Source organism: Dactylosporangium sp. NPDC050688 (genome assembly GCF_040654515.1).
GTDB lineage: Bacteria > Actinomycetota > Actinomycetes > Mycobacteriales > Micromonosporaceae > Dactylosporangium.
In genome coordinates this window covers 17,092-42,951 of record NZ_JBFAIC010000082.1, presented here as the reverse complement: position 1 = coordinate 42,951, position 25,860 = coordinate 17,092, and the positions used below count along the sequence as shown (strand labels likewise).

The window sequence follows — 25,860 nt, the reverse complement described above, 5'->3', positions numbered from 1 at the left end:
GGCGAGGCCCGGCAGGTCATCGACGCGGTGCGGCTCGCCGTCGAGCAGGGCGTGCACCGCCGCCGCGCACACCGCGGGCATCGTGACGGTCCGGTGTGAAAGTCCACCGGATCATCGCGGAGCGCAGCTCGCGAACCGCATCACGGATGATCCGGTGGACATCGCGGCAGTGACTACTGCGGCGCCATGCGCAACGCGCCGTCCAAGCGGATGGTCTCGCCGTTGAGGTAGTCGTGGTCGGCGAGCATGAGGACGAGCCTGGTGTAGTCGACGGGCTGGCCGAGCCGCTGCGGGAAGGGCACGGAGGCGGCCAACGATGCGTTGACCTCCGGGCCGAGTGAAGCAAGCATCGGGGTGTCGACGATGCCGGGAGCGATCGTGTTGACGCGAATGCCGTTGCGCGCCAGATCGCGGGCGGCCGTGATGGTCATGCTGACGACACCGCCCTTCGATGCGGCGTATGCGATCTGGCCGATCTGCCCCTCGTATGCGGCGATTGACGCGGTGTTGACGATGAGGCCGTGCTGGCCGTTCTCGTCGGGCTCGGTCTTCGCGATCGCCTCGGCCGCCAGGCGCATCACGTTGAACGTTCCGACGAGGTTGATGTCGACGGTGCGCTGGAAGGTCGCCAGGTCGTGCGGGCCGCGCGACGACAGGATGCGCTTGGCCGGAGCGATGCCGGCGCACTGGACCACGAGACGCAACGGGGCGGCCGCAGCGGCGGCGGCGACCGCAGATGCCACCTGCTTCTCGTTCGTGACGTCGGCCGCGACGAACGCCACGCCGTCTGCGGCATCCGTCACCCTTTCAATGGATGCCGCCAGGTCCACGCCCGTGACCCGCGCCCCGCGCTCGGCGAGGGCCCTCGCGGTGGCCGCGCCGAGGCCCGAGGCGGCGCCCGTGACGATGGCCGCCATTCCTGCAAGATTCATGTGTCTCCTCAAGAGCGATCGCTGCACCTGCCGAAGTGGGACCGTGCGAGCCTGTCTTAGGTGCTCCCGTCAAGGCTTCGGGAGCGGCTTCCAGGGTCAGCGGTTCTGGAAGTTCGCGGCGCGCTTGTCGCGGAACGCGGCCATGCCCTCGGTTTGGTCGTCGAGCGCGAAGGTCGCGGCGAACGCCTGCTTCTCGAAGCGCAGCCCCTCGGCGAGCGTGGTCTCCTGCGCCGCCTGCAGCGCGTCTTTCGCGGCATACACGACGGGCAGCGACTTTGCCGCAATGCTCTCGGCGACTCTGGTCGCCTCCGCCAGCAGGTCGGCCGCCGGAACGATGCGCGAGACGAGCCCCGCCCGCTCCGCCTCCTCGGCGCCCATCGTGCGTGCGGTCAGCACGAGCTCCGCGGCCTTGTACTTGCCGACGGCGCGGGGGAGGCGCTGCGTGCCGCCGATGCCGGGGATGACGCCGAGATTGATTTCGGGCTGGCCGAACTTGGCGGTGTCGGCGGCGAGGATGATGTCGCACATCATCGCGAGTTCGCAGCCACCGCCAAGGGCGAAGCCGGCGACGGCGGCGATGATCGGGGTGCGCAGCCGCGCGAAGTCGCCCCAGCCGCGGAACGGGTCGTGCAGGTACATGTCGATGTACCCCTGGTCCGCCATCTGCTTGATGTCGGCCCCCGCCGCGAACGCACGCTGCGAGCCGGTGACGACGATGGCGCCGATCGACGCATCTTCGTCGAAGATCTTCGCCGCCTCGACCAGCTCGCCGATGAGCGTGCTGTTCAGCGCATTGAGCGCCTCGGGCCGGTTGAGTGTGATGTACCCGACGCCGTTTCTCGTGTCGGTCAGGATGGTTTCATACTGCTTCATGGGATCCCTCTCAGGAATTCGCGCTCTGCCTGCGGATGGTGTTGATGACTCCGGAGAAGTCCTGACCCGCGCCGTCCCCGTCCGCGAACGCTGCGTAGATGCGCCGGGCATGCAGGCCCAGTTGCGCGTCCACGCCAGTGAGCGAGATCGCCTGCTCGGCGAGGCCCAGGTCTTTCGCCATGAGTGCGCCGGCGAAACCCGGTTTGTAGTCGTTGTTGGCGGGGCTCGTGGGCACCGGGCCCGGCACCGGGCAGTTGGTCGTGAGCGCCCAACACTGGCCTGACGCGTTGGAGGCCACGTCGAACAGCGCCCGGTGCGAAAGGCCCAGCCGCTCCCCGATGACGAACGCCTCGGCGACGGCGATCTGCGAGACGGCAAGGATCATGTTGTTGCACACCTTCGCCGCCTGGCCCAGGCCGGAGCCGCCACAGTGCACGATGCGCTTGCCCATCACCTCCAGGACGGGCACAGCCTGCCGGAAGTCGGTCTCCTCACCGCCGACCATGAACGCGAGGGTGCCGGCGTCGGCACCGACGACGCCGCCCGAGACGGGCGCGTCGAGCGCACGGTGCCCGGCAGCGACGGCGGTGCTCGCCGCGGCGCGTGCCTCGTCGACGGCGATGGTCGACGAATCGATGAACAGCGTGCTGGGTTTCGCGGCGGGAAGCAACGTCTCATAGGCGGTGAGCACGTGCTTGCCGGCCGGCAGCATCGTCACGACGATCTCGGCTCCGGCGGCCGCGGCCTCAGCCGACTCGGCGATCTCGACGCCGGCCTCGCGGGCGGCATCGAGGGCGGCGGGAACAAGGTCGAATCCGAGCACGCGGTGACCCGCTGCGACGAGGTTCTTGGCCATCGGGCCGCCCATGTGGCCGAGCCCGATGAATGCGATAGTGGTCATGGCATCTCCTTCGACGGGAGCCGGAACCGGATGTCGCCCTCTGGCGGCGCGGCGAAGAACGCCTCGATGTCGGCGGACGTCACATCGGCGAGGGTGGCGGGATTCCATTTCGGATCGCGGTCTTTGTCGACGATTTGCGCGCGGATGCCCTCGGCGAAGTCGTGCGTGGTCGAACTGTGCCGAGATACGCGGTACTCCTGCTGCAGCGCCGCCTCCAGGTCGGGCAGTGCGGCAGCACGTCGGAGCGATGCGAGGGTCGCCGAGAGCGCGATCGGCGACTTCGCCGAGATGGTGCCGGCGAGCTTCGTTGCCTCATCCGTATCAAGCCGGCGCAGCTCGGCGAGGATGGTCGCGACATCGACGGCGCCGAACGCTCCATCCACCCACTGGCGCTGCTCAGCCAGCATGCCGGCGGGCGGCTCCTCCGCGACTGCCGTGATCGCGGCAGTCGCGTCACTCGTCTCCAGCGCCGCCATCAGCTGCGGCAGCTTTTCGCTCGGCACGAAGTGATCCGCGAGCCCGAGCAGGATGGCGTCGGCAGCTCCGACGTTCTCCGACGAGAGCGCGAGGCGCGTGCCGAGCTCGCCCGGTGCGTGCGAGAGCAACCACGTACCCCCGACGTCGGGGATGTAGCCGATGGTCGTCTCGGGGAACCCGATCTTCGTGCGTTCGGTGACGATGCGGTGCGAGCCGTGCGCCGACACGCCGACCCCGCCGCCGAGCACGATGCCGTCCTGGACGGCGATGTACGGCTTCGGGTATGCGGCGATCATCGCGTTCATGGCGTACTCGTCGCGCCAGAATGCGGCAGCGGCCATTCCGTCGCTCATCGTCACGTTGTTGTAGAGCGAGACGACGTCACCACCCGCGCACAGGCCGCGGTCGCCCGCGCCCGTCACCGCGACCGCCGCGACGGAGAGATCGTTACGCCAGCGTGCGAGCGTGTGGGTGATGACGCCGACCATCCCGTGCGTAAGCGCATTGATGGCCTTCGGGCGATTCAGTGTGATGAGGCCGAGCCGACCACGCTGAGCCGTGAGGACCTCGGGTTCGTTCATCCCGATTTCCCCAAGAGCGATCTGCCGACGATCATCTGCATGATCTCGTTTGCCCCCTCCAGGATCTGATGCACGCGCAGGTCGCGCACGACGCGCTCGATGCCGTACTCGTGCAGGTAGCCGTAACCGCCGTGCAGCTGCAGTGCGGAGTTCGCCGCCTTGAACGCGGCGTCGGTCGCGAACCTCTTGGCCAGGGCACAGGCGGTCACCACGTCGGGTGCACCCTCGTCCATCTTGGCCGCCGCCCGCTGCAGCAGGGACCGGGCCGCCTGCAGTCCGGTCTCCATGTCGGCGAGAGTGAACAGCACCGATTGGAGAGCCGCGAGCGGCTTGCCGAAGGCTTCGCGCTGCTGCACATGCTCGACCGCGCGGTCGAGCGCCCACTGTGCGCCGCCGAGCGAGCAGGCAGCCACGTTGATCCGGCCGCCGTTGAGGCCGCGCATGGCGATGCCGAAGCCGTCGCCCTCCTCACCGAGGCGGTTCGCGACCGGCACCCGCACGTCGTCGAGAACGACCTGGCGGGTGGGCTGGGCGTTCCAGCCCATCTTCTTCTCGTTCGGACCGAAGCTCAGGCCGGGCGTGCCGTCCGGCACGACGATCGTGCTGATGCCCTTCGAGCCCGGTTCACCCGTACGCGCCATGACGACGTACACCGACGACGCCCCGGCACCCGAGATGAACTGCTTCACGCCGTTGATGACGTACTCGCCCCCGTCCCGCCGCGCCGAGGTCCTGATCGCGGCGGCATCCGAGCCGGCGCCGGGTTCGGTGAGGCAGTAGCTGCCGAGGGCCCTCATCGACGTCAGTTGCGGCAGCCACCGGGCGCGCTGCGCATCGTCGCCGAACGAGTCGATCATCCATACGACCATGTTATGAATGGAGATGTACGCAGCGATCGTCGTGTCGCCCTTGGCCAGTTCCTCGAAGATCGCCACAGCGTCCTGCCGCGACAACTCCGAACCGCCGAACTCTTCGCGTGCGTAGATGCCGCCGAGGCCCATCTCGCCTGCCTGCCACAGCGCGTCCAGCGGGAAGTGTTTGTCGGCATCCCACGTGTTGGCGTGCGGGGCGAGGACGGTCTTGGCGAAGTTGCGTACGGCTTCGACAAGCGCCTTGCGCTCGTCAGTTGCGGTCGTGTACATGTCAGTGCATCGTCGGGATGACGAAGCTTGCGCCTTCCTTGATTCCGGATGGCCAGCGCGAGGTCACGGTCTTGGTCTTCGTGTAGAAGCGGAACGAGTCGGGCCCGTGCTGGTTGAGGTCACCGAAGCCCGACTTCTTCCAGCCGCCGAACGTGTGGTAGGCGATAGGCACCGGAATCGGTACGTTGACCCCGACCATTCCGACGTTGACGCGGGCGGAGAAGTCGCGGGCGGTGTCGCCGTCGCGGGTGAAGATCGACACGCCGTTGCCGAACTCGTGTCGTGACGGGAGGGCGAGGGCCTCCTCGTAACAGCCGGCGCGCGCGATGATCAGCACGGGACCGAAGATCTCCTCCTTGTAGATCGTCATCTCGGGGGTGACGTTGTCGAAGAGGGTCGGGCCGAGGTAGAAGCCGTTCTCGTGTCCGGGCACGTAGTAGCCGCGGCCGTCGGCGAGCAGCGTCGCCCCCTCAGCGATGCCCTTCTGGATGTAGCCGCTGACACGCTCGACCGCCTCGCGGGTGACGAGCGGGCCGTAGTCGCTGCCCTCTTCGAGCGCCGGGCCGACCTTCAGGTCTTTGACGCGTTCGGCGAGTTTCGCCGCGAGAGCATCGCCCGTCGCCTGGCCGACGGGGACGGCGACTGAGATGGCCATGCAGCGCTCACCGGCCGAACCGTAGCCTGCACCGATCAGGGCGTCGGCCACCTGGTCGAGGTCGGCGTCGGGCATGACGATCATGTGGTTCTTCGCCCCGCCGAAGCATTGGGCACGCTTGCCCGTCGCGGCCGCCGTCGCATAGATGTACTGCGCGATCGGGGTCGATCCGACGAACCCGACGGCCTTGATGCGGTCGTCGTGCAGGATGGCGTCGACCGCCTCCTTGTCGCCGTTGACGACGTTCAGCACGCCCCCGGGCAGGCCGGCCGCGAGGAACAGTTCAGCCAGACGTAGCGGAACAGAGGGGTTGCGCTCGCTGGGCTTGAGGATGAACGCGTTGCCGGCGGCGAGAGCGGGCCCGGCCTTCCACAGTGGGATCATCGCGGGGAAGTTGAAGGGGGTGATGCCGGCGACGACGCCCAGCGGCTGGCGCATCGAGTAGACATCGATGCCGGTGCCGGCGCTGGTCGTGTACTCGCCCTTCAACAGGTGCGGGGCGCCTGCGGCGAACTCGATCACCTCGGCGCCGCGCTGGATGTCGCCGATGGCATCCGGCACCGTCTTGCCGTGCTCGCTGGAGAGCAGCTTCGCAAGCGTCGGGGTGTCTTTCGCGACGAGATCGAGGAACTTCAGCAGGACACGCGCGCGCTTCTGCGGGTTCTGCGCGGCCCATTCGACCTGAGCCTCCTCGGCGTTCGCGATGGCCGCCGCCACCTCGGCGATGCTTGCGAGCGGAACTTTGGCCTGCACCTCACCCGTCGACGGGTCGTACACGTCGCCGTAGCGGCCGGATGTTCCCTCGACATGCTTGCCGCCGATGTAGTGGGTCAGTGTGTGTGGTTCGCCCGTCATCGGGAGTCCTGTTCTCGAGTGCCGTCGTCGGCGCCGGCTCGGGCGTCCTTCGACGAGGGCAGTTGGCATCTAACGCATTGCTTCGGGGTCGAACTGTTCGCCCGCTCCGGCGGTACGACGGTGACGAGGTTGCCCTGGTTCGGATACGGGCGGGCCGGCTCGAACGACTCGCCCGCCTGGTGTTTGCCTGCCTGGTGCCGGCCAACCAGATGCCCGATCGGGAGGAAGGATGCGCGTGGGCGCCCTTCCCGTGCTATTGACGGCCGGCGTCGGCCAAACTGAGCGCAGCCCTGATGATGCTGTCCGTATCGATTCGGTGGTAGCGGTAGACGTCAGCGAGGTCGCCGGACTGGCCGAACCGGGTCACGCCCAGATGCGTGGCGCGTGCCTTGCCGATGCCGGCGAGGAAAGCCAGCGTGTGGGGATGTCCATCGAGGACAGTCAGCAGTGGGGCAGCGCGGTCGGCGGGGAACACCTCGTTGAGAATCCACGACGAACCGTCAGCGAGGCCACGCGTGGCCTGCATCGCACGGAAGAGCAGGTCGGGGCTTGTCACGCAAACCACGTCGGATGGCACGCCGAGGTCTTCGAGCCGATCGGCCGCCGCGAGCGCTTCAGGCACCAACGCCCCCATGGCTGCGATCGTCAACCGGTGCCCTGCGCGGCGGCGGAGCGGATAGGCGCCCGCCACCACCTGGCGCCGCCGCAGTTCCCGGGCGGCGGGATCGTTCGGCACAGCGGCGAGAGACTGGTCGACCGGCCGTGTCGACAGCCGAAGGTAGGCCGATGTGCCGTCGGGGCGTCCCAGCCGTGCCAGGCTCGCCAGGAGGCACCACTCGAGATCGATGGCGAAGGCCGGTTCGTAGCCGATACAGCCAGGCTGTTCGATGGCGATCGAGGGGGTGACGATCGACTGGTGGGCGCCACCTTCAGGGGCCAGACTCACGCCGGACGGTGTGCCAACCAAGATCGACTGTCCGCCGGCGTAGATCCCGAAGGACCAGGGTTCGAGCGCACGAGCGACGAATGGGTCGTAGACCACGCCGATCGGCAGCAGCGGCTCACCCCATCGGCTCCACGTCGCCCCGAGTTCGCCGAGCAGCCCGACGAGGTTGGTCTCCGCGATGCCAAGTTCGATGTGCTGGCCGTTGGGGCGTTCGCGCCAGTGCAGGACCGTCTCGGCGTCGTCGGCGAACCAGTCAAGCCGGTCGGTCGTGGACCAGACGCCAACCTTGTTGACCCAGCCGCCGAGGTTGGTGCTGGAGCTGACGTCGGGGCTGACGGTCACGATTCGCCTGGCTGTTTGCGGTGCCTGGCGGGTCAGGTCGAGAAGCGCCCGGCCCAGTGCGGCCTGGGTGGTGGCGGTCCCGTTGGGGGTGCGACCGAAGTCTTCCGGAAGATGCCCAGGGTCCACGAGGTCAACCGGGTGGCGTCGGAGGCGCTGGGCCACCGTTGCGCACAGCGACGCTTCGGCCGTCCCGGCGGCGAACCGGGCCCACGGGTGGGCCGGGTCCATGCCGAGACGTTCCGCGAGCTCATCCATCTGTTCGCTGCTCAGCAGCGAGGAGTGGTTCTGCGGGTGTCCCTCGGTGGCCAACCCGTGGCCTTTCACGGTGTACGCGAGGATCGCTGTCGGTCGTGTGTCGTCGATGGCGTCGAAGGCATCGCAGATCGAGGCGAGGTCATGCCCGCCCAGGTTGCGGATCGCTGCCAAGAGCTCGTCGTCTTCCACGCCGGACAGCAGCGCGCGGATGGGTGCGGCCGAAGGGCTGACACCCGGCAAGCGTTCCCTCAGCTGTTCAGGGCTGCAGCGCAGCAACCGCTGGAACTCGGCGTTGGACATCTCGTCGATCCGGCGGCGCAGGGCGGCGCCGCCCGTCCGGTTGAACAACTCCTCCAGCAACCGGCCGTACTTGACGGTGAGCACCTGCCAGCCCGCCGCGTCGAACATGCCGCGTAACCGTTCAGCGGCGAGGTGCGGAACGATCCGGTCCAGCGATTGCCGGTTGAGGTCGACGATCCAGACCACCTCACCCAGTTCCGACACGGTGGGATCAAGGATCGCCTCCCAGCAGGCGCCCTCGTCGAGTTCGGCATCGCCGAGGATCGAGTACTGGCGGCCGGTGCCCGCGGCACCGATGTGGCTGTTGACGTAGCGACGTGCCACCGCTCCCCAGATCGGTGCGGTGGCACCGATGCCCACCGACCCGGTCGAGTAGTCGACCAGGTCGGGGTCCTTTGACCGGCTCGGATAGCTCTGGAGCCCGCCGAACTCGCGCAGCGTGGTCAGGTATGCCTCGTCGAGCTCGCCGAGCAGGTAGCTGATGGCGTGGAGCACCGGGGAGGCGTGCGGCTTGACCGACACTCGGTCGTCTGCCCCTAGCTGCCGGAACCACAGCGCCGTCATCAGCGACACCACGGAGGCGCTGGACGCCTGGTGGCCGCCGACCTTGATGCCGGACCGGTTGGGTCGCACCCGGTTGGCGTGGTGGACGATCGCGGTCGACAGCCAGAGCACGTGGCGTTCGACCGCGCGCAACACGGCCATCGAGTCGTCATCTACCGCGACACGTCCGCTCCGGGCCGACAGCGCACCCGTCATGGCTGTGCCCACGCTCGATGAACCTGTCATGCCTGCTCGCCGCCGGCCTCGCGGATGGCTCGCCAGAAGTTCGGCTTACGTTTCTCGAAGAATGCCTGCTGCCCCTCCCTTGGTTCGGGACCTTCGAAGAAGTGGGGGCTGATCTGCGCACCGATACGGCCGGTGCCGGCCACCAGATGATCGATGGCCGCGTCGAAGCTGGCTTTCAGAATTGTCACGCACGACGGTGATTTGTCCAGGATCTCCTCGGCCCACCGGTCCACCTCGTCGTCAAGCTGATCGAGGGGGACGACGGTGTTGACCAGGCCCATCTCCAGCGCTTGGGCCGCGGAGTACTTGCGGCAGAGGATCCAGATCTCCCGAGCCTTCTTCGCGCCCACGACGCTGGTCAAGTACGAGACCACATACCCGTCGATGGGGCTGCCGATTCTCGGACCGTTCTGTCCGAAGATCGCGTTTTCTGCGGCGATCGTGAAGTCGCAGAAGTAGGCCAAGTGGTTGCCTGCGCCGATCGCGTAGCCCTTCACCGCGGCGATCACCGGCTTGCGGCACAGTCTGAGGTGGTGGTTCGGCTGCGGTTCGTAGTAGTAGATCCGCCTGGTGCCGCCCGCGGCCTCGAAGGCGACGTCTCCACCGGCACAGAATGCCTTCTCACCGACGGAGGTGAGGACGACTGCGCCGACTTCGTCGTCATGACTGGCATCGTCCAGGGCCGCGTACAGCTCGTCGAGCGTCACCCGCGTCAACGAGTTGTAGCGCTGCGGTCGGTTGATCGTGATCCGGGCCAGTTGCGCACCGTACTCCCGGTGACGCTTCTTCTCGTAGATGATGTCCGCAAAGTCGTGGCCGGGGGCCGATTCCCACGGCTCCCACACCAAGTTGTCCGGCATTTCAGGCTCCTTTCGTCATGATGCGCGCGTCGACGGCGGTGACGACGCCGGTTCCGAGGTCGATGAGGATCGGGTTGATTTCTACCGAGCTGAGGTCGGGGCGGCTGACGAACCACTTCGCGAGGCCGCACGCGTGTGCGACCAGGCTCGCTGCTGCGGCCGGTGATCGTCGCGCGACAACCCCGCCGACGGCGGTTCGCCGCAGTGCGGCATCGATCTGCCCTTCGTCCGCATACTGCAGAACGCTCATCTGCGTGTCGCGCAGCGATTCGACCGCGACGCCGCCCGTGCCCTGGATGAGCACCGGCCCGAAGGTCGGGTCACGGTGGAACCCGAGAAAGCATTGCAGCTCACCGGTTACTTGCGCCTCCACGACGACGGCCCGCCGGCCCTGGTCCGCGAGCCGCCGGTACGCCGTGCGGACCGCGGTGTCCGAGGTCAGGCCGAGCATCACCAGGCCGTCCGCCGACTTGTGGGTCGAGCTCGGCACGTCGGCCTTGACCACGACCGGAAACCCGAGCCGCGCAGCCGCTGCGGACGCCTCGTCCTCGCTGAAGCAGCGGCGAGCCGGAGCGAACGTCAGTCCGCAACTGGCAAGCGCGTCACGCGCCTCCGAGTATGTGTTCCCCGACGCGGCGATCGCAGAGACCTCATCGTGTTGAGGCGCGGAGAACGGAGCATTGAACAGCGTCGCGGTGGCCTGTCCGACGTCATGGTAGGCCGACAGAGCCGCCACCGCGCGGATCGAGCTGTCGATCATCGGGCGGTCGAGGGCGCGCAGGACGTCCTGCTGCTGGTCGGTCAGGCCGGGGACGCTCCATGACGACAGGACCACCCGTGCCGGTGAGCCGGCGAGGGCGTCGGTGACCGGCGGATAGAGCTTGCCCGCCAGTTCGGGACCGAAGACCGGTGACGCGAGCAGGACCTCCGTGAATGACTCGTCCTCGACGAACGCGCGTACGGCGTCCCGGAGCAGACCGGGGTTACCGATCACCTCGCCCGAGGGATCGAACGGGTTCGCCGCGCGGGTGAACGCGAATTCCGCGTCGACCACCTGCCGGAGCCCGCCGCCCGGTGCGGGCAGTTCGAAGCCGGCGCGGTCGGCGGCGTCGGCGATCATCGCGCCCTCCCCACCGGAGAAGGCGAGGACACCCAGGCGCGGCTTCCTACCGTCCGGACGTCCCCACCGGTCAAGCAGGTGGGCGACCTCCCACAGCTGGTCGAAGTCGTCGACCCAGTGCACGCCCAGCGCTCGGCAGGCTGCCCGCTGCACCTCAGCGTCTCCGGCCAGGGATGCCGAGTGGGCGAGCACCGCGGCGCCACCCTGTGCCGTCTGGCCCAGCTTGAGCAGCACGACACCCTTGCCGGCACGGTCAGCGGTCTCGGCCAATGCCTCCAGCCCCGTGCGGTCGGACAGGTCCTCTGCCACCACCGTCAATACCCGGACTCGCGGATCGTCCAGCAGGGCACGGCCGACCTCCCACAGCGTCAGGTCGATCTGGCCGCCGGTGGCGACGACGTATCCGACGCCTACACCCGCGGCCTGCGCCCGGTTGAACACCACATTGCTGCAAGCGCCGCTCTGGGTCACCAGCGCGACCCGGCCGGCGCGCAGTCGTTCGGGAGGCAGATGGTTGTAGGCGGCCCTCGGTACGTATCCGTCCCAGAGGTTGATCACTCCGGTGGTGTTGGGACCGAGCAGCCGCATGCCGCTCGCGGCGAGGGCCTTGCGGAGTTCGCCGTTGCGTCGCTGACCGTCAGGATCGGCCTTGCCCTCGCCGAACCCCGAGCTGACAAGGGTCACCGAGCGGACTCCTGCGTCGGCGCATTGCCGCACTGCTTCAACGGCGTTGGCCGCGCCGATGGTGATGACGGCCGCCTGGGGCGCTTGCGGCAGGTCAGCGACGCTCGGAAAGCACTGGGTGCCGCGCAACTGCGCTCGGCGCGGATTGACCGGGTAGATGACGCCGCGGAAACCGTGCCGGAGCAGGTTGGCCAGGGGAGCCCCGGAGAATGTCGACGCATCGTCGTTGGCGCCGATCAGCGCGACGCTCGCCGGTCTGAGCAGATCGTCGATGATAGTCCCGTCATGCGATCCGGCGTTCATCGGGCCCTGCCCGCCACCGGGTCGGCCGGCGGGGCCGACTCAGCCGGGTGCCGTGTGTGGGCCAGCTCGTAGCGCCGGACGATCGACACCGCGTTGCGGACCAGTGGGCCTTCGATCATCTCACCGTCGAGGACGGCGACGGTCTCGCCGTTCTCTTCGGCCGCCTGAACGGCCTTGATGGCCGCCATAGCCCACGCGTAGTCGGCGTCGCTCGGAGTGAGCGCGGCGTGGACCGGCGGGATCTGGCGGGGGCTGAGCACGAGAAGACCGTCGAAGCCCATCTGTGCGGCGGCGAGCGCTGTCGTGGTGGTGGCGTCGATGTCGCGGAAGTTCGTCGGCGAGGTGTCGAGCGCAACCACCCCCGCTGCCCGGGCCGCGAGCAGCGTGTGCTGCTTGGCGTACAGCAGTTCCAGGGGAAAGTCCCAGATCGCCCGCTCGGCGCCCAGCCCGATGCGGCGGACGAACAACTCGGCGGACAGGTCACCCGGTCCGAAGAGCAGGCCGCGGACGCGGGGATGGGCGGCGATCTCTTTGGCGTTCAGGATCGCTTCGGTGGTCTCCATCATCACCCAGAGGCGGACGGAGCGCATCGGCCTGGTGGCGTTTCCCTCGGCACGGCGCAGCAGGGCGTCGGCCCGCTCGACGTCCGCCAGCGTGCGGATCTTCGGCAGCATGAGGTCAGTGGCGTCGGCCGCCGTGAGAGCCTCGATGTCGGCCATGCCGAACGGGTGCAGGACGTCGTTGATCCGCACGATCGCCGGCTTGTGCCGGTTCAGGTCCGACCGGAGGAAGTCCGCTACTGCGGCGCGTGCCTCGTTCTTGCGACTGTGGTGGATGCCGTCTTCGAGTTCGATGAGGAGCGCGTCCGCCGATGTGCGCACCGCCTTCGCGACGACGTCGGGTTTGAGCGGTGGGACGACGAGCAACGAGCGGATCAGCATGAAGACCCCTTCTGTTCGATGTGCCGGACCTTGGCGGTTGCTTGCTGGTGCAGGATTGTTGCGGCGCCCACGGCGTCCCCGTGGCGGACGATCTCGCCGTTGATCCAGGCCACCTCGGTCGGTCGGCCTTGGTCGAGGTCGCGGCACATGCTGGAGCGCAGGGCCGCGACGGGCTCGTGGGCGGCGGCGTAGTCGGCCATCAGGCGTCGACCGTGCGGACCTGTGCTGCCACCCCGTACCACCTCGGGCGCGATACCGAGCAGGTCCGCCGCCGCCAGTCGGACTCCGTGCCGGGCAGCGACCTCGGCCCCCTCGGACATGAGATCGACGCACCAGGCCAGCAGGTCCGGGTGGGCGGTCACCTCGCCCATCGTGAGGCGCGTGATCGCGCTGACAGCATTACCCGCGGCATTGGTGACCAATTTGCCCCACAGGGTCGCGTCGATCTGCTCGCTGAGCGTGACCGGGGCGCACCGGGACAGGAGCGTAGCGGCCGGCCGCAGGCCGGCGGGGGCGGTTCCCGACACCATACCGAGGGTGATCCGTCGGCGAGTGCGTCGCTGCACGGCCCGACCACCGTCCAGCGCCGTCCCGTCGAACGCCATGACCGCCGCGGCGACGCTGGTGCCGGGCAGCCAGTCCGCAACGCGATAGGCCTGGAGCCCGTTCTGTGGCGTCACTACCAGAGTCCCATGGACATGGGCCGCGACCGCCGCGACCGCGCGCTCGGTGTCGTCGCCCTTCACACAGAGCAGTACGACGTCTGGGCGTCCGACAGTGCTGTCGACGGCGCTCAGCGGAACGATCGGCGGTCGCACGGTGACCGTACGTTCGGGGGTGAAGACGGTGAGCCCGGAGGCCAACCCGTCCACGGACGTCCCTCGCACCGGAACGAGCAGCACATTCGTTGCAGGCGGGTCGTGCAGGTAGCCGGCCAGGACCCGGCCGAGGCCACCTGTTCCGATCACCCATACGTTCATACGCTCACCTCCCTGCTTGCTCGCAAGCAAAATAGGAGATCGGCGTTGGTCGCGTCAAGCGGGCGCCATGGGCCAGGCGTGGTCGTCTGTGTGCTGCTTCTACTCCGCTCCAGGTGTTGCCCTGCCCCGCTTGCCGCTGGCATTCGACGCCGTTGACAGCCAGGGTTTAGAAGTGCTAGACATCTGCTTGCGAGAAAGCAAACTGAAGCGCCGTCAGGGGAGCGCCGCCATCCCCACGCTTCGAGTTCGGCTCTTCCGCCACACCCCCGCTTTCCCACCTCGGAGGGCACCATGAACTACTGGACCAAGCGCCGCTTCCGCCTCCTGTCGACGACGTGCGCCGTGGCGCTCGCCCTGACCGCCGGCGCCTGCGCCCGGAGCGAGTCAGGTGCCAAGGAATCGCCGTCAGGTAATGCCGACGCTGCGACGCAGGCGATCCGCGACAAGCTTCGACTCCCCACCACCGTCAAGTTCAAGCAGGGCGCCGGCACTGACCTGCTCCCGGAGTACATCGCCAAGGAAAAGGGCTTCTTCACCGCGTACAACCTCGACGTCGAACTCGTTCCGGCCAAGGTCGGCGGCGTGGCCTGGATCCCGCTGCTCGCCAGTGGGCAGATCGACGCCACGGCCGGGGCGGGGGTCAGCGCGCCCATCATCAGCCGGGGCAACGGCGCCAAGGTGATCGCGGTCGCCGCTGGGTTCGTCACCACGGACACGTTCCACAACTTCTCGCTCTACGCGCGCAAGGGCACGGCCGCCGCCAAGCCGGCCGACCTGGTAGGCAAGCGGGTCGCGATCGCCAACGCCGGCTCGACGATTGACATCGGGATCGACGCCTGGCTGCGAGGCGGCGGGATCGAGCCGAACCAGGTGAAGAAGGTCGTCATCCCGTACGCCAACATGCCGACGGCGCTGTTGAGTGATCAGGTGGACGTCATCGGTGTGACCGGTGTTGTCATGGATCCCTGGATGAAGAACAATCCGGCCAAGGCGGAGGCTGTCGAGCTGGTCCGACATGACTCGGATCTGCTGCCCTCGAACAAGCTGTTCACCGCCTATTCGATGCGCGAGGACTACGTGCGCGACCATCCAGACGTGGTCAAGGCATGGATCGCGGCGATGACCGAAGCGACGGATTGGATCGTGAAGAACCCGCGTGAGGCGGCGGAAATCGCCGTCGCGGCAAAAGCGATACCCACGGCCGACAACGTGCAGGTGCCCGGCTGGCCGAAGGGATTGTGCATCGACGCCTCGGAGTCGCGGACCTGGATGAACATCATCGAGGGCGCGGGCCAGGTGAAGGCCGGTGCTGTGGATACGACGCAGTGGTTCACGAACGACGCGAACCCAACTGGCTGCGCCTGAGCGGGTGAAGGAGCATTCTCGATGGCGATGACGGAAGTCCCCCGTACGAGGACGACGCGAGGCACGCCGCCGCGACGCGCAAGCAGCACGGGCACAGAACGAGGCGTCATGGGCTTCGTCTGGTGGCTCGTGCCCATCGCCGGACTCCTGGCGATCTGGCAGCTTACGGTGATGCTGAAGCTCGTCGACGAGACACTGCTGCCAAGCCCGGCCACGGTAGGGAAGGCGCTCGTCGACCTGTTCGTGACAGGTGAGATCTGGCCACACGTCTTCGCGTCTCTGCAACGCGGGTTGGTCGGATTTGTCGTGGCCACAGTGATCTGCGTGCCGCTCGGGATCCTCATCGGATGGTTCAAGTCCGTTGAGCGAGTGCTCGCTCCCCTGATTGAGCTCTTCCGCCAGCTTCCGTCGCTCGCGATGTTCCCCATCTTCCTGCTCTTCCTCGGCATCGGGTTCCAGTCGCAGCTGGCGATGGTGGTCTGGGCTTCCGCCTGGCCCATCCTGCTCACCACGATCACCGGCACCCGGAGTGTGGATCCGCGTCTGATCAAAGCCGCGATGACGCTCGGCGCCGAGCAGAAGGACCTGTTTCTGCGAGTTGTCATCCCGTCTGCCGTGCCGTACATCGCCACCGGACTGCGGCTTGGTGGTTCGTTCGCGTTCTTGGTGCTGGTCGGCGCGGAGATGATCGGTGCGGACGCGGGCATCGGTTACCTGGTTATCAGCAGCCAGCAACTGTTCAAGATCCCCGACATGTTCGCGGCGCTGGTGGTGTTGGGAGTTATCGGATTGGCCATCAACTACGGGCTGATCGCCGGCGAGCGGAGGATCTCGAAGTGGCGACAGACAAACTGACCATGCGTAATGAACTTGTGACGAAAAGTGGCGGCCGCGGGCATGTGCGGATCGAAGGGGTCGCCAAGACCTTCCCGGTGAGGGACGGCGAGGACGTGACCGTGCTGACGGAGGTGTCGCTCGAACTGCGGCCGGGAGAGCTGGTCAGCCTGCTCGGTCCGAGTGGGTGCGGTAAGAGCACCCTGTTGGAAATCGTCGCAGGTCTGCAGGCACCGACCCGCGGCCGGGTCACAGTAGACGGTGTGCCGGTCACCAAGCCGGGCCCGGACCGGTCCGTCGTATTCCAGCACTACGCGCTGTTTCCATGGCTGACCGCGACGCAGAACGTCGAGTTCCCGCTGCGGTTGGCCGGCGTCGACCGCGGGATACGGGAGTCGAAGGCGCGGGATGCGCTCAAGACGGTCGGCCTGGCTGAGGTCGGGTCCCGGTACGCCTCGCAGCTCTCCGGCGGAATGCAGCAGAGGGTCGCGCTCGCCCGTGCCCTGGTCTGTGAGCCCGCGGTGCTGCTCATGGACGAGCCGTTCAGCGGCGCTGACGCCATCACCCGGGACATCTTGCAGGAAGAGCTGCACGACCTGCACACGCGGCTGCGCAACACGGTCTTGTTCGTCACCCACTCCGTCGACGAGGCGCTCCACCTTTCCGATCGCGTCGTTGTCCTCGGCACCAGGCCCGGGAAGATCGTCAAGGAAATCACCCTCGACCGGGCCGCGCTCGGCGCGATGGAGCCGGCCGACCGGGAGCGGACGTTGGGTGCGCTGAAGTCCGAGGTGTGGGAGCTTCTCAAGAGCATCATCTCGGATGCAGGGACGTACCAGGCACGATGACCCCCGACCCACGAACGCCCGCGGATCTGCCGTGCGCCGTTGACGTCCTCGTCATCGGCGCCGGCCCGACGGGCCTCGCCCTCGGCTACGACCTGCTTGGGCGCGGCGTCGACACATTGGTGGTCGACCTGATGACGCACCGAGCCAGCCATCCCAAGGCCAAATTCGTCAACCTGCGGTCCATGGCGCTGCTGCGCCGCTGGGGACTGGCCGAGCGCCTGCGGGCAGCCGCGCCGATCCCGCCGGACCATCCCTCGGACGTGCACTACGTGACCGCGCTGACCGGCGAGGTCATCGCCTCAGTACCGGATGCGTTCCCCACCGGGGACCGGGCCGGCGCAGCACATCCGGAGCCCGCCCTGCGCATCCCGCAACCGGTCTTCGAGGATGTACTCGAAGCGGCCCTGCGGGCGCGAAGCGGTGAACGGCTACCGGTGCTCGGCTGGCGGATGGAGCTGCTTCGGCAACACCGGGACTGGGTCGAGGCGACCCTTGTCGAGGTCGGTACGGGACGCACCCGGCGGGTCCGAGCCAGGTACGTCGTGGGTGCGGACGGAGGCCGCAGCACCGTGAGGGCATCCATCGACGCAGTCATGATCGGCCGCCCAGCGCTGGCCCGAAGCGTCGGTGCCGTGTTCCGCGCGCCCACCCTCAGCGAACGGCTCACCGCCGGGCCGGGGGTCCACTACTGGGTGGTCGACGACAACCTGCCGACGACGCCCGGGTTCGGGCCGCTCGACCTTCGCGGCATGTGGTTCTTCCAGGCAATGGGCGTACCCGAGGGATTCCCCGCCGACGCGGAGACAGCGGCGGCCATCATCAGAACGGCGATCGGCGACGACCTCCCGTTCGAGGTCATCGACGTGGCTCCCTGGACGGTGCACCACCTCCAGGCAGACCGCTACCGCCGGAGCCGGGTCTTCCTCGCCGGCGATGCCGCTCATCTCCACCCGCCCACCGGCGGCTTCGGCATGAACATGGGCCTGGCCGACGCGGTCGACCTGAGCTGGAAGCTGGCGGCCGTCCTGGGCGGCTGGGGAGGCCCGGGGCTGCTCGGCTCCTACGAGCTGGAGCGCAGGCCTGTGCACTCGCGCACCATGGAGCAGTCGGTCCGCAACTTCGGCGCGGTTGATCTCCGCACTCCCGTCGGCGGCGACCCCGTACAGTGGCGACGGCAGCTCGGGGAACGATTGGCCGGCCCGAGCCCGCGCTACTTCGACAGCGTGGCCCTGCAGGTCGGCTACCACTACGAAGGCTCGCCGCTGGTGTCACCCGAGCCGGCTGCGAGTTCTGCAGTGGATACCGCGGCGTACCTTCCGTCGGCCGCGCCCGGCCACCTGCTTCCGCACGCCTGGCTGGCGGACAGAAGCTCCACCTTGGACATGCTGGGTGAAGGGTTCACCCTGCTGACCTACCACGATGCGACGACCGGGCCGGTACGCCAGGCGGCCGAGGCCAGGCAGATCCCGATGCGGGTCGCGGCGTATCACGACAAAGCGGTCCGCGCCCTGCTCGGCCGCGACCTCGTGCTCGTGCGCCCCGACCAGCACGTCGCCTGGCGTGGCGACGACATCACACTCGCCGTGGCGGCCCTGGACACCGCAACCGGCCATGCCGTGACCGCCGCGGCGGCCACGCCACGCATCGGCACGGTGTGAGCCGGTTGCAGCAGCCGTTCACGACGTTACGATGCCGGTAGGCGCCGGGATCGAACGCCGGCGCCGCCCGCCGCGGGCGGCGCCGGTCGGCCTGCTGATCAGCGCGTTCGGCAATGGTGTGGCCGATGCGGCGACGGCGCCACCTCGTCGCGATGACGGCCGCACCGGGACACTCCCCTGGCCGGGCGACCACCTCTGAGCCGTGCCCGGCGGACGCCGCGGCCGACCGCCAGGCCAGCTCCGCGTGGCGGACGCGTCCTACCATTCCGCGGATGACCGACATGTTCGAACGGCACGAAGCCGTGTCCCTGTTGCTGCCGGTCGAGTTCACGGACGCCGCGAAGTCCCGGCGGTACCTCCGCGATGTCCTCGACGCGATCGGCGTGAAGGTGACCGGCAAGGACCGGGCCGCGCCGGACGACCGCCCGCACATCCTGGTCGTGCACACCCACGACCACCGGTTCGCCAGCACCCTCTACTCGGTGCCGGAGGAGGCGGTGACCGGGCGGTTGCGCGCGGCGCTGCGCGCGGCGCCGGAGTGCTTCGCCGCACCGGACGACGCATACCTGGCGAGCTGGGGCGACGTGCTGCGGCTGCTGGCCGTGTGGGGTCTCGACGGGCTCGGCGCCGAGCAGTTCCACGAGGTGATGGTCGAGGACTTCGGCGGCCGGTTCGGCCACCGTGACCTGCCCGGCCTCGACGAGCTCGCCGCGCTCGGCAACGCCTGGGCCGGCTACGCGGTGGCGACCGTCGAGCACGACGAGCGCTGCCCCCGCATCGACGCGGCCACGCCCTGGCTGGGGTACCACTACCGCTCGATGCACGCGTTCCGTCAGAGCATGTAGTCACCGGCAGCGCGCCTCGTCGACGCGGAACACCCCGGCGGGGCACATTCAACCGGCGGCGCTGCACGCCTCGCCGGCCGCGGTGGGTGGGGTACGGGCGAACCGTCTGGGTGCCGGCCGTGTGTGGCCGAGTCACTGGCGATCTGCATCCCGGCCGGCGCGCCCAGCCGGGCGCCATCGGCGTAGCCGCCGGCCCGGTCCAGCAGGTCACCTGAGCACCGGGACCCACTCGCCGTCAGTCCGGCCGGCGGCAACCGCCGCATCTGCGCGGGACTACGGCCGTCCGCATCCGCGGCGCCGCGAGTCCCGCTGTTGCTTCTCGTCCGACCTGCGCCGAACGTCGTTGCTCAGGCGCTCAGCCTGGCGACCCAGGTGAACCTCGCCGGCGCACCAGCAACAGCGTCATGGTTGTGGGGAAGGTAGAGGCGGTCGATCTCGGCGTTGTTGTCACGTTCGTTGGTGTCGAGGAACCGCGCGACAGCCGCCTCGTCATCGCCTTCGATCACGGCGACCACGACGCCGTCCTCGCTCAACTCTGTTGAGGTGAAGAACTCGAGTCGCCGTATGCCAAGTGTGCGTAGCTCGTCAGGGTCAGATCGATAGGCATCGAGCCTTGCGTCCACCTCGGCGCGACGTCCGGGGCGGATTCGGGTCAGGTGGACGAGCGTCGCGGTCATCTTGTTTCTCCGGCGACTCCCGGCCAGACGTCCTCGTCGTACACGAGGCCGTGGTCGGAGCGCTCGGGCAGGTTGAACGTCCAGAGCACCTCGGCAGGGGCGTCGCTGTCGTTGCGGATCGAGTGCACAACATTTGGCGGGATATAGACAGCAGTGCCGTATCCTGCGGTGATGTCCTCACCGTCGATGTGTATGACAAGTTCGCCGCTGAGGACCACGTATGCCTCGCTTGCGTTTGGATGATGATGAGGCCGTCGCGACTCGCCTGCGTCGAATCGCGCCAAGCCAACCATGATGTCGGTGGATCCGCCGTGTTCCTGGGAGACGAGCGTGCATACCCTGCCCTGTTCCCGCGGGTCCCCGGTGATCTCGTGGAGTGGTGTGAAGTCGTCGGCGGTCACTCGCCGTACGAGTGCTTTTGCGGTCATGGCCGGCCCTGCCTTTCGTTTCGCAATGGATGCTCGTTCGCTCACATGCTTGTGGAGCTTGAGGTATTCCTCGATGACCGTTGCCACAGGTCGGTGAACGCGGTTCCGGCTGCAATGCCGGCGATCAGCGTGTTGTCGGCTGCTGCGAACGCCGTGGCGAGCGTGATCGTCTCGGTGACGGCCTCCTCCGGAACGACGACAAGACCTGTGGCATCACCCAGCAGCAGGTCGCCGCGACGGATCTCGGCACCGCCGACCACCACGCGGTCCACGAGTTCGCGGCGCACGGACCCGAACCCGGACAGATGCGTCTCGTGTCGGGTGAGCAGGCGCAGCCGGGTCTTGGCGATGGCCGTGCAGCCTCTGGATCCGCCGTTGACGACGACCCCCGTCGCTCCCGCGGCGGCGTAGGCGCCGGCGGCGACAGGTCCGAACACCGCCGCCGGTTCACCGCCGCCTTCGATGACCACGACGGCACCCGGGAAGACCGCAGCCTCGATCTCCTCGGTGCGATAGTCTTCCGGGTCGACAGCGCGGAAGCGTTCCCACAGGCACTGGACCGGTAGCGCGGTGCCGGCGAACCTCCCGTCGAAGCGGCCTCGCCAGCCGGGCAGGTAAGCGCCGCCGATATGCAGTTTTTTGAGCGCGTCTGTGACATGGTCCAGCGCGAGTGTCGTGAGTCCCGACCAAGTCGTCACATCTTCGCCCTTCTGCTTGCTCGCAAGCAAGTCCGGTCTTACGTTATAGGCGTGATCGAACCCACGTCAACGGTGCCAGGAGCCAGCGGTCAGCAGCCGAGCATCCCGGACTCGAGCGTCCCGCCCGTCGTTCTCGTCGCCGGGGCCAACGGCGGGATCGGGTCGGCGGTGGCCGCTGAGCTGGCGGCGGCCGGCGCGCGCCTGCACCTGGGCTACCACCGTGAGCACCAGGCCGTGGACGAGGTCGTGGACGAGGTCGTCGCCCGTGGTCGTGGCGACAGCGTCACAGCGGGGCGCGTGGACGCTTGCGATCGCAACTCCGTACAGCGTTGGATGGCGACGGCACTTGAAGCGCACGGCACAGTGAACGCGCTGGTCAGTTGCGTGGGGACCGCGTTGCCGCCGGTGCCGTTCCTGAACCAGGACCCCGCAGACTGGCGGCGAATCCTTGCCGTCGAACTGGAGGCAGTGCTGACGCTCACACATGTCGTGGCGCCATCGTTGATCGCAGGCGGCGGGGGTCGGATCGCGGTATTGAGCTCAGACTCCGGTCGGGCAGGTGCGACCGGGCAGGTGGTCAGCTCGGCCGCCCGCGGCGGAGTCAATGCCCTGTGCAAGGCGTTGGCCCGCGAACTGGCCCGGTCTGGCGTGACCGTCAATGCGGTCTGCCCGGGCCCGGTGGCCGGTGCCGCGCTCGACCGGCTTCAAGGGAGTAGTTCGGGTGCGGTGTCGGCGGTCGTGCGCGCCATTCCGATTCGCCGGGTCACCACTGCGCAGGAGGTCGCCGCGGTCTTCCGGTTCCTGGTGATGGATCACGCCGCGGCAATCACCGGCCAGCTGATCAGCGTGAACGGCGGCCTTTCGATGGCCTAGTTTCAACGTTTTCAGTCGACAAATGACTGCCCGGGGAACGCCGCCCGGCGTTGCGGCCGCCACCAGTCCTCGGCCAGGTTCAGCCAGCAGACCAACTGCCTCGGCCGGGAATACCGAGGCCGACTCATTGGTCAATTCCTTGTACGCGGGCCAACAAATCCCCCTGTGCCCGAGGAGTCCGACGCGTGACAAAACCACGTCCACGGCAGCATGGGCGGACCAGGACGTCGGCATGCCGCGCGCCGTCGCCGCGCCAGGAGATCGACCGGCCAGCGCGCCGGCCTAGCTCTGTCCGGTCCATCGGCTCGTGGGATGCTGCTCCGCTCGGGCGAAACCACCCATCAGCAGTTGGACGGCGATGTCGGTTACCTCGTCGGGGGAGAGCTGGCCGGTGGGCCTGTACCAGCGATGCAGCCAGTTTGCCGCCCCCATGGCGATCTGGACGGCAACCCGTGGATTCTGGTCGACCAGTCGGCCGCTGTCGATCCCCGCCTGGAACGCCCGATAGAACCGGGTCAGGTACTCCTCCCGCATGTCGAGGACGCGCCGCGCCATGTCCTCGGGGAGATGCCGGTGTTCCTGCACTGACATCTGCGCCAGATAGGGATTGTTGGCCAAGAACTCGATGTGGGAACGCACCAGGTGCTCGAACGTCCCACGCCCGTTGGCCTTCACTTCGGCGAGATCAGCCAGCCGGTTCAGTTCCTGGAACATGCGGTCGAACAATGCCCACAGAATGTCGTGCTTCTTCGCGAAGTGATAGTAGAGCGCTTGGCGGGTGACACCAAGCTCGGCGGCCACGTCTTGCAGGTTGGTTCCCAGATATCCGCGCTCGGCGAAGATCCGGGCGGCCACATCGAGAATCGAGTCAACGCTGACGGCGCGTTCATTGCCTGCCACGAGGTGTCCCTTAGATCACGAACGGTCGATGTGCGGTGTCGCCCACGCTAGCAGTCTGGACAACTTGCTTGCTAGCAAGTAGCCTACGCCATGTTCTGAAGTCCCGCATCGGGAGGGCACATGGGCTCCGTCGAACTGGCCGAGCGGCAACCGAACACCCTGGGTCCGCTGGACACACCTATCAGGTCGGTCGCAGCGCGAGCGCTGTGGGTCCCGTTTCGAAAGCCGATCGTTACGCCCAACTACCAGATCAGCGGTATCGACACGATCGTCGTCAGAGTCGTCGACGCCGACGGCGCAACCGGCTACGGCTACCTCTGGTGCGTGTTGGAGAGCCAGGTACCGGTGCTCATCGAGGCGCTGCGGTGCCTCGCACGCTGTGTGCGGGACGCTTCCCCGGCTTCCATCGGCGCCGTGCACGCTCGGTTGCGCAACGACGTCAACTTCCTGGGGCTCAAGGGCGTCGGCGTGTTCGCCCTCTCCGCGCTGGACATGGCCGTACACGACCTGCGGTGCCGGAGGCTTGGCCTCAGTCTCGGAAAGCTCCTCGGGAGAGTCCGCGATAGGGTGCCCGTCTACTGGAGCGGCCTGATGCTAACCGAGAATGACGACGATCTGGTCCGCGAAGCCGAAGAACTGGTGTCCCGTGGCTTTCGCGCGTGCAAAATCAGGGTTGGGCGCAACAGCATCGAGGAGGATGCCCGGCGGATTGCGTTGATCCGAGAGCACACGCCGGCCAACATGACCCTGATGCTCGACGCGGTCCAGTACTACACGCCGCAGGAGGCGCTGCGCGCGTGCCGCCGGTTCGCCGAGTTCTCGCCGCACTGGCTTGAGGAACCCGTCGTGCACAACGACTACGCCGCGCTGCGGCACATCGTCTCCAAGGCTCAGGTGCCGATCGCAGGCGGCGAGAACGAGTACCTGCCCGAGGGGTTCCGGGAGCTGCTCGATACCGGTTTGGACTATCTGCTTGTCGATCTGGAACGGGTCGGCGGAATCACCGGCTGGCTGGAGACCGCGAGCCTCACCGCGACGGGCGTCACAGTCATGACGCCGCACGTTTACCCACACGTGTGTGTCCAGCTCGGCAGCGCTTCACAGGCGAGGGAGACCTGGGTGGAGTACATGCCGTGGTGGGACGAGCTGATGACGTACGAGCTGACGGTTGATGACGGTCAGATGGTTGTGCCGGACATTGCGGGCATCGGCATCGACCCGGATCCGCAGTCGCTGGACCGCTTCGCCCGGCACGAATGGCAGAGCCTGTGAAGCGCCGGCCCGCGACGGGTCTGCGCATGCGCGAGACCATCGCCTACCACGGCGCGGTCGACCCAGGATCGATCGTCCAGGAGTACCCGCCACCACCAATGCACGTGATGCAGTTGAGCCGGATCAGCGAGGACGAGGCGGCTGCCCGTACCCTGGGCCGCCTGCGGCGAGTCCTCGACCGTGCAGCCCAGTTACCGTTCTACAGCGAGCGGTGGGCGGCGGTCGGGTTCGAGCCCGCGGACCTGCGCGAGCTCGACCAACTTTCGGCGCTGCCCACGTTCACCGTGCACGACCTGCGGGAAAGCATTGACGCGAATCCTCCGTTCGGGTTGCACCAGAGCCGGGTCGGCGGTCCGCACCGCGTGCTGTTCTCCGGTGGCACGACGGGCTCGCCACGGCCGGTGCTGCACAGTGCCCGCGACCGCGAGATCGGTGAGATCATCCAGGCCCGACACCTCTGGGCGGCGGGCATCGGCGCGGATGACGTAGTGATGAATTCGTTCGGCTATGGGCCGCACAACGCGGCGAGCACCATGCATGAGGCGCTCTACCGATGGATCGGGGCACTGGTGCTGCCGGTCTCCACGGGGAACGTGACTTCGTCCCGGCTGCAGGTGACGATGGCGCATCAGTTTCGCGCCACGGCGTGGATCGGCATGTCCGACTATCTGGTCCATCTTGCCAACGTGGCCCGCGATCTCGGTCTTGACCCGGCTACGGACTTCGCGTTGCAGACGCTGGTTGTCGGCGGCGACGCCGCACTTGCAAGCGCGGCATGGTGCGGGGTTCCCGCCTACAACCTCTACGGTACCTATGAGCTTCAGACGCCGGGCGGCGAGTGCTGGGCGCGCGGCGGTGTGCACTTCAGCGACGACGCGCACATCGTCCAGGTGCGGCACGAGGAGACCGGCGAGCCACAGCCGGACGGCGCACGCGGACAGTTGATCTTTACAAGCCTCTATAACGAGGCGTTTCCTATCGTGCGGTTCAACACTCTCGACCGCAGCGCGCTGCTGCCTGTCGAGCAGTGCCCCTGCGGGCAGTCATCCCGGAAGATCGCGGGGTTCCTCGGCCGCAGCGACACGATGGTGAAACTGCGCGGCATCAACATCTACCCAGAGGACGTCGGCCGCATCGCCACAGAGCACCCCGGCGCTAATGGCGAATACCTGTGCGTCGCGTCGCGGACTCCCGGCGGCGACGATCTCACCCTTCACGTCGAGCTGGCGGACGCCGTTCCGGCAGACGAGGAGGTCATCGTCCGCTGGCTCCGTGAACGACTCGGCGTCCGGATCACCGTCGAGATCGAGCGTCCGGGCGCGCTTGCCTCGCAGACAGGGCTGGGTGTGCGAACGAAGCCCGTCAGGTTCCGCGACGACCGGACATGACTGTCGCCGGATCCTGAAACGGTGGATTCGAGTGGTCGTCGCAATGGTGACGGTGTTCATGATGGCAGCGCGGCATCACGAAGATCTCCACCGGAGGCCACCAGTTGACGACTTTCGGGTCAGTCGCTTGGCGACTAT

At 67.8% G+C, this 25,860-nt stretch carries 23 protein-coding genes and 1 pseudogene; 8 read left to right on the top strand and 16 right to left on the bottom strand.

The annotated features are described in order from the left end of the window. Positions 1-173: 173 nt before the first annotated feature. The 11 genes from AB0H83_RS45065 to AB0H83_RS45015 form a co-directional block, all read right to left on the bottom strand. On the bottom strand, positions 174-917 hold the full coding sequence (locus tag AB0H83_RS45065) for an SDR family oxidoreductase (protein WP_360107778.1): 744 nt from the start codon (positions 915-917) through the stop codon (positions 174-176). Between the two features lie 111 nt (positions 918-1,028). Beyond that, positions 1,029-1,805 (bottom strand): enoyl-CoA hydratase, encoded by a 777-nt coding sequence (locus AB0H83_RS45060; RefSeq protein ID WP_360107775.1) that lies wholly within the window; start codon positions 1,803-1,805, stop codon positions 1,029-1,031. Positions 1,806-1,815: 10 nt separating this feature from the next. After that, positions 1,816-2,706, bottom strand: coding sequence for a 3-hydroxyisobutyrate dehydrogenase (gene mmsB, locus AB0H83_RS45055; RefSeq protein WP_360107772.1), 891 nt, complete (start codon positions 2,704-2,706; stop codon positions 1,816-1,818). Then, entirely contained in the window at positions 2,703-3,764 is a 1,062-nt protein-coding gene (locus AB0H83_RS45050; protein WP_360107770.1) for an enoyl-CoA hydratase/isomerase family protein, read from the bottom strand. The genes mmsB and AB0H83_RS45050 overlap by 4 nt, the downstream gene beginning before the upstream one ends. Then, on the bottom strand, positions 3,761-4,906 hold the full coding sequence (locus AB0H83_RS45045; protein WP_360107767.1) for an acyl-CoA dehydrogenase family protein: 1,146 nt from the start codon (positions 4,904-4,906) through the stop codon (positions 3,761-3,763). The genes AB0H83_RS45050 and AB0H83_RS45045 overlap by 4 nt, the downstream gene beginning before the upstream one ends. 1 nt (position 4,907) lies before the next feature. Beyond that, positions 4,908-6,416 (bottom strand): CoA-acylating methylmalonate-semialdehyde dehydrogenase, encoded by a 1,509-nt coding sequence (locus AB0H83_RS45040; RefSeq protein WP_360107764.1) that lies wholly within the window; start codon positions 6,414-6,416, stop codon positions 4,908-4,910. A gap of 253 nt (positions 6,417-6,669) precedes the next feature. Next, complete coding sequence (locus tag AB0H83_RS45035; RefSeq protein ID WP_360107761.1) at positions 6,670-9,030, bottom strand: pyruvate dehydrogenase; 2,361 nt, start codon at positions 9,028-9,030, stop codon at positions 6,670-6,672. 14 nt (positions 9,031-9,044) lie between these two features. Next, on the bottom strand, positions 9,045-9,908 hold the full coding sequence (locus AB0H83_RS45030; protein WP_360107758.1) for an enoyl-CoA hydratase-related protein: 864 nt from the start codon (positions 9,906-9,908) through the stop codon (positions 9,045-9,047). 1 nt (position 9,909) lies between these two features. Continuing rightward, positions 9,910-12,015 carry an acetate--CoA ligase family protein gene (locus tag AB0H83_RS45025; protein WP_360107755.1) on the bottom strand — a complete coding sequence of 702 codons (2,106 nt, stop codon included), beginning with the start codon at positions 12,013-12,015 and terminating at the stop codon, positions 9,910-9,912. Further along, a complete protein-coding gene (locus AB0H83_RS45020) occupies positions 12,012-12,956 on the bottom strand; it encodes a CoA ester lyase (RefSeq protein ID WP_360107752.1) in 945 nt (314 codons plus the stop codon). The genes AB0H83_RS45025 and AB0H83_RS45020 overlap by 4 nt, the downstream gene beginning before the upstream one ends. Then, complete coding sequence (locus tag AB0H83_RS45015) at positions 12,950-13,936, bottom strand: 2-dehydropantoate 2-reductase (protein WP_360107749.1); 987 nt, start codon at positions 13,934-13,936, stop codon at positions 12,950-12,952. The genes AB0H83_RS45020 and AB0H83_RS45015 overlap by 7 nt, the downstream gene beginning before the upstream one ends. A 291-nt stretch (positions 13,937-14,227) precedes the next feature. Here AB0H83_RS45015 and AB0H83_RS45010 point away from each other — a divergent pair, with 291 nt between their 5' ends. From AB0H83_RS45010 to AB0H83_RS44995, 4 genes are all read left to right on the top strand, one after another. Further along, a complete protein-coding gene (locus AB0H83_RS45010; protein ID WP_360107746.1) occupies positions 14,228-15,301 on the top strand; it encodes an ABC transporter substrate-binding protein in 1,074 nt (357 codons plus the stop codon). A 108-nt stretch (positions 15,302-15,409) separates the two neighbouring features. Beyond that, positions 15,410-16,156 carry an ABC transporter permease gene (locus tag AB0H83_RS45005; protein WP_360107743.1) on the top strand — a complete coding sequence of 249 codons (747 nt, stop codon included), beginning with the start codon at positions 15,410-15,412 and terminating at the stop codon, positions 16,154-16,156. Continuing rightward, positions 16,138-16,983 carry an ABC transporter ATP-binding protein gene (locus tag AB0H83_RS45000; protein ID WP_360107740.1) on the top strand — a complete coding sequence of 282 codons (846 nt, stop codon included), beginning with the start codon at positions 16,138-16,140 and terminating at the stop codon, positions 16,981-16,983. Before AB0H83_RS45005 ends, AB0H83_RS45000 begins: the two co-directional genes overlap by 19 nt. Further along, positions 16,980-18,641 carry an FAD-dependent monooxygenase gene (locus AB0H83_RS44995; RefSeq protein WP_360107737.1) on the top strand — a complete coding sequence of 554 codons (1,662 nt, stop codon included), beginning with the start codon at positions 16,980-16,982 and terminating at the stop codon, positions 18,639-18,641. Before AB0H83_RS45000 ends, AB0H83_RS44995 begins: the two co-directional genes overlap by 4 nt. On the opposite strand, the pseudogene AB0H83_RS44990 reads toward AB0H83_RS44995, so the two are convergent. Next, positions 18,640-18,780: pseudogene (locus AB0H83_RS44990) on the bottom strand (IS5/IS1182 family transposase); the annotation flags it as partial. The gene AB0H83_RS44995 and the pseudogene AB0H83_RS44990 overlap by 2 nt on opposite strands. A 133-nt stretch (positions 18,781-18,913) precedes the next feature. On the opposite strand from AB0H83_RS44990, the gene AB0H83_RS44985 reads away from it, so the two are divergent. Then, positions 18,914-19,486 carry a hypothetical protein gene (locus tag AB0H83_RS44985; protein ID WP_360107735.1) on the top strand — a complete coding sequence of 191 codons (573 nt, stop codon included), beginning with the start codon at positions 18,914-18,916 and terminating at the stop codon, positions 19,484-19,486. Positions 19,487-19,833: 347 nt separating this feature from the next. Here the strand turns inward: AB0H83_RS44985 and AB0H83_RS44980 are convergent, their stop codons facing one another. The 3 genes from AB0H83_RS44980 to AB0H83_RS44970 form a co-directional block, all read right to left on the bottom strand. Then, positions 19,834-20,163 carry a hypothetical protein gene (locus AB0H83_RS44980; RefSeq protein WP_360107732.1) on the bottom strand — a complete coding sequence of 110 codons (330 nt, stop codon included), beginning with the start codon at positions 20,161-20,163 and terminating at the stop codon, positions 19,834-19,836. Continuing rightward, complete coding sequence (locus AB0H83_RS44975) at positions 20,160-20,564, bottom strand: cupin domain-containing protein (RefSeq protein WP_360107729.1); 405 nt, start codon at positions 20,562-20,564, stop codon at positions 20,160-20,162. The genes AB0H83_RS44980 and AB0H83_RS44975 overlap by 4 nt, the downstream gene beginning before the upstream one ends. A 68-nt stretch (positions 20,565-20,632) precedes the next feature. Then, on the bottom strand, positions 20,633-21,319 hold the full coding sequence (locus AB0H83_RS44970) for a hypothetical protein (RefSeq protein WP_360107727.1): 687 nt from the start codon (positions 21,317-21,319) through the stop codon (positions 20,633-20,635). Between the two features lie 21 nt (positions 21,320-21,340). Between AB0H83_RS44970 and AB0H83_RS44965 the strand changes: the two genes are divergently transcribed. Next, entirely contained in the window at positions 21,341-22,162 is an 822-nt protein-coding gene (locus AB0H83_RS44965; protein ID WP_360107724.1) for an SDR family oxidoreductase, read from the top strand. A gap of 282 nt (positions 22,163-22,444) precedes the next feature. Here AB0H83_RS44965 and AB0H83_RS44960 read toward each other — a convergent pair whose 3' ends face one another. Then, complete coding sequence (locus tag AB0H83_RS44960) at positions 22,445-23,062, bottom strand: TetR/AcrR family transcriptional regulator (protein WP_360107721.1); 618 nt, start codon at positions 23,060-23,062, stop codon at positions 22,445-22,447. A gap of 120 nt (positions 23,063-23,182) precedes the next feature. Here AB0H83_RS44960 and AB0H83_RS44955 point away from each other — a divergent pair, with 120 nt between their 5' ends. Together AB0H83_RS44955 and AB0H83_RS44950 are read left to right on the top strand one after the other, a co-directional pair. Further along, positions 23,183-24,334 carry a mandelate racemase/muconate lactonizing enzyme family protein gene (locus AB0H83_RS44955; protein ID WP_360107718.1) on the top strand — a complete coding sequence of 384 codons (1,152 nt, stop codon included), beginning with the start codon at positions 23,183-23,185 and terminating at the stop codon, positions 24,332-24,334. Positions 24,335-24,360: 26 nt separating this feature from the next. Next, positions 24,361-25,722, top strand: coding sequence for a hypothetical protein (locus AB0H83_RS44950; RefSeq protein ID WP_360107715.1), 1,362 nt, complete (start codon positions 24,361-24,363; stop codon positions 25,720-25,722). Positions 25,723-25,860: the final 138 nt, after the last annotated feature.

Bases quoted from the DNA above. Each gene is read 5' to 3' on its own strand.
- AB0H83_RS45065 (WP_360107778.1), bottom strand. From the start codon at position 917: ATGGCGGCCATCGTCACGGGCGCCGCCTCGGGCCTCGGCGCGGCCACC.
- AB0H83_RS45060 (WP_360107775.1), bottom strand. From the start codon at position 1,805: ATGAAGCAGTATGAAACCATCCTGACCGACACGAGAAACGGCGTCGGG.
- mmsB (WP_360107772.1), bottom strand. From the start codon at position 2,706: ATGACCACTATCGCATTCATCGGGCTCGGCCACATGGGCGGCCCGATG.
- AB0H83_RS45050 (WP_360107770.1), bottom strand. From the start codon at position 3,764: ATGAACGAACCCGAGGTCCTCACGGCTCAGCGTGGTCGGCTCGGCCTC.
- AB0H83_RS45045 (WP_360107767.1), bottom strand. From the start codon at position 4,906: ATGTACACGACCGCAACTGACGAGCGCAAGGCGCTTGTCGAAGCCGTA.
- AB0H83_RS45040 (WP_360107764.1), bottom strand. From the start codon at position 6,416: ATGACGGGCGAACCACACACACTGACCCACTACATCGGCGGCAAGCAT.
- AB0H83_RS45030 (WP_360107758.1), bottom strand. From the start codon at position 9,908: ATGCCGGACAACTTGGTGTGGGAGCCGTGGGAATCGGCCCCCGGCCAC.
- AB0H83_RS45025 (WP_360107755.1), bottom strand. From the start codon at position 12,015: ATGAACGCCGGATCGCATGACGGGACTATCATCGACGATCTGCTCAGA.
- AB0H83_RS45020 (WP_360107752.1), bottom strand. From the start codon at position 12,956: ATGCTGATCCGCTCGTTGCTCGTCGTCCCACCGCTCAAACCCGACGTC.
- AB0H83_RS45015 (WP_360107749.1), bottom strand. From the start codon at position 13,936: ATGAACGTATGGGTGATCGGAACAGGTGGCCTCGGCCGGGTCCTGGCC.
- AB0H83_RS45010 (WP_360107746.1), top strand. From the start codon at position 14,228: ATGAACTACTGGACCAAGCGCCGCTTCCGCCTCCTGTCGACGACGTGC.
- AB0H83_RS45005 (WP_360107743.1), top strand. From the start codon at position 15,410: ATGGGCTTCGTCTGGTGGCTCGTGCCCATCGCCGGACTCCTGGCGATC.
- AB0H83_RS44995 (WP_360107737.1), top strand. From the start codon at position 16,980: ATGACCCCCGACCCACGAACGCCCGCGGATCTGCCGTGCGCCGTTGAC.
- AB0H83_RS44985 (WP_360107735.1), top strand. From the start codon at position 18,914: ATGACCGACATGTTCGAACGGCACGAAGCCGTGTCCCTGTTGCTGCCG.
- AB0H83_RS44980 (WP_360107732.1), bottom strand. From the start codon at position 20,163: ATGACCGCGACGCTCGTCCACCTGACCCGAATCCGCCCCGGACGTCGC.
- AB0H83_RS44955 (WP_360107718.1), top strand. From the start codon at position 23,183: ATGGGCTCCGTCGAACTGGCCGAGCGGCAACCGAACACCCTGGGTCCG.
- AB0H83_RS44950 (WP_360107715.1), top strand. From the start codon at position 24,361: ATGCGCGAGACCATCGCCTACCACGGCGCGGTCGACCCAGGATCGATC.